4 protein-coding genes are annotated in these 2,624 nt (G+C 38.5%); all 4 read left to right on the forward strand.

Features of this window, described 5'->3' with window-relative positions:
• On the forward strand, window positions 1-963 hold a 963-nt coding region (locus WBN20_RS16290), incomplete at its 5' end, for a DUF1214 domain-containing protein (RefSeq protein ID WP_424282449.1).
• Window positions 964-977: 14 nt separating this feature from the next.
• Window positions 978-1,469 carry a hypothetical protein gene (locus WBN20_RS16295; protein WP_424282450.1) on the forward strand — a complete coding sequence of 164 codons (492 nt, stop codon included), beginning with the start codon at window positions 978-980 and terminating at the stop codon, window positions 1,467-1,469.
• 96 nt (window positions 1,470-1,565) lie between these two features.
• The gene (locus WBN20_RS16300) at window positions 1,566-2,162 is read left to right on the forward strand and encodes a DUF4136 domain-containing protein (RefSeq protein WP_424282451.1); all 597 of its coding nucleotides are present in this window, start codon (window positions 1,566-1,568) and stop codon (window positions 2,160-2,162) included.
• A gap of 74 nt (window positions 2,163-2,236) precedes the next feature.
• Window positions 2,237-2,624, forward strand: a 388-nt coding sequence (locus tag WBN20_RS16305) for a hypothetical protein (RefSeq protein ID WP_424282452.1), incomplete at its 3' end; no start/stop codon positions are given.

A 2,624-nucleotide genomic window follows, 5' to 3' on the forward strand; every position in this document is an offset into this window, starting at 1 on the left:
GAAGTTCCTGAGGGTTATTTCGTATTTAAATCGCCAACCTATCGTGTTTTCTCATTTGTTCGTGCCAATGCAGCTGTAATAGGTTTTGGCGAAGGCGCCATGGATTATTTCCGCGAAGGCTGTAAAATCTATCCTTTAAGCACAGGGCCTAGAGAGAATACATACAGAAATGTTACCGGTGTTCCAATCAACACTTTGGTACCGGAAGATGCCAGGGCTTTTGCCTGGATGCACGAATTAATTAATTACGAACCTGCCGAGGCATTTGGTAAAGAGCGCCTGGGTGAATTGGCCTCTATTGGAATTGAAAAAGGGAAACCTTTTAATCCTGACGCGCGCATGCAGAACATCATGGCTAAAGCTGCAGAGCAAGGGGTAGCGATGTCACGCGTCATTGCATTTAATACTCGAGTTCCAAATGCGAATGTATATCCTGATCGCAATTGGGAAAGTCCATATGTAATTAACAATTCTACGTTCTATGAGAACGATTATATCAACCTTGAGGCACGTACGGTATTTCATTTCACTGCTGATGGTATTACGCCGGCAATGGCCATGCAAATGCCTGAAGGTCTTGGTTCGAGATACCAAACTACCTATAAGGATAGTGACGATAATTTCTTCGACGGCAACAAAACGTATAAATTGAATATGCCTCCGGGAGTTCCTGTGAAGCTTTTCTGGTCAGTTACTGTTTACGATAACCTTAATCGCTGCGTGGTTAATACGATGCCTTACCCAAGTATCAGTAGCCAGCAAACGCCGCCTCCGGTTACGAATGATGATGGCTCCATTGATATTTACTTTTCAGTCAAACAACCGACAGGCGTTGAGAAGCAAAACTGGGTAGAAGTAATCCCTGACCAAGGATTCTTTGTGTACATACGCTACTACGGTCCGCTTAACGCCTTCAACAATAAAACATGGGTTCCTAATGATGTGGAACTGGTAAATAATTAAAATTAAATAAAATCATGAAAATCAAAATAATTAATCTTATCAGTAAAAAATTTGTATTAGCCCTTGGCTTTTTGATTGCCGTAGGCAACATAAGTTTTGCCCAATCATTGCAGGAAGAAGTTGAAATGTTCCAGGCCGTTTTTGGAATGGAAAAGAAAGATATGACTATGGCATTTATGGATAATGAAGGCGATACTGCGTTCTGGATGCTTTATGATGAATATGAAGTTCAACGCAAATTATTAGGTCAAAAACGCTTGCAGATACTAGTGAATTACGCCAACAATTATGGTGTAATTGGTGATGAACAAACAGATGAATTAATGAAGGTTGTAATGACCCAAAAGAAAAGCCTTGACAAGCTTATTGACAAGTATTATAAGAAAATCAAGAAATCTTCTGGATCAAAAGTAGCAGCTCAGTTTTATCAGCTTGAAAATTACATTTTAAGTGCGATCAGACTTGAAATACTGGATAGTATTCCATTTTTTGATGAATTTGATTAGTCAGGATAGTGTCTTGCCTGTAAAACTTCTTTACAGGCAAGATTCCTATGCTCTTTTAAAATGATGATATACATAGTAACACTTAAACCAAATAAAATGAAAAAAATTAAAAATTTATTCAGAATATTAGTAGCTGCTGTTTTATTAACATGTACCTATGGTGCTGTAAATGCACAGGCTAATTCCGATTACGACAAAACAATCGATTTCACCAAGTATAACACCTACAGTTTTGCCGGTTGGCAAAAAAACAGTAATCAATTGCTCAACGATATCGATAAAAAGAGAATTCTAACGGCATTTAAAGAAGAATTTACTGCAAGAAACATGACCCTTGTGACAGATAATGCCGATGTAGTTGTTACGCTTTATTTTGTTATTGATAACAAAACCAGTACCACCGCTTATACCGATTTTAATGGCGGAATGGGCTATGGCGTCGGTATGTATCGTGGTTGGGGCATGGGCGTTGGAGGTGTTGGCATGGGAAGTGCCACAACAACGTACAGCCAAGATGATTATCAGGTAGGTACTATGGTTGTTGATGTATATGATGGTGGTACTAAAAAACTGGCCTGGCAAGGCACCTATCAAAAAACGATAACTACAAATACGAAAAAGCGTGCAAAAAATATTCCTAAAGCGGTAAAAAAATTAATGAAAGAGTATCCTGTTGCCATACCAAAAAATTAGGAATGTAAAAGTTTACAGTCAAAATAAAAACTGAAATAAGGTGACACCTATTATTAATTATTAAATCAAAAAAAATGAAAACATTGAATATTTTAAAATCATCAATTTCCTGTGCGCTTATAGCCACAACGATGCTTACCGTTCAGGCTCAAAAGCCCAAAATGGTAACGCAGCAACCTGTCATGAAAATGACCACACCTATTCCGGAGAATATTACGACTCCAGATTTAGTAGGATCACCCATCGGAACCTTGGAATTTTTTGATGGTATCCCTAATCGTAAAACCATTGATAATGTATATGAATATGTAGATCGTGCACGTGCCGTTCAAGCATTTATTAACATGACGCCGGCCGTATCTTTATACAATCTCCGCAAAGGGAATCGAGATATGGGCATGGGTAAAAGCAATCAAATACTCATATGGGAGGAGCTGGGTGATTCCAAGTCATTGGCACTGA

It is taken from the genome of Eudoraea sp., from assembly GCF_049665975.1.
Classification (GTDB): domain Bacteria; phylum Bacteroidota; class Bacteroidia; order Flavobacteriales; family Flavobacteriaceae; genus Eudoraea.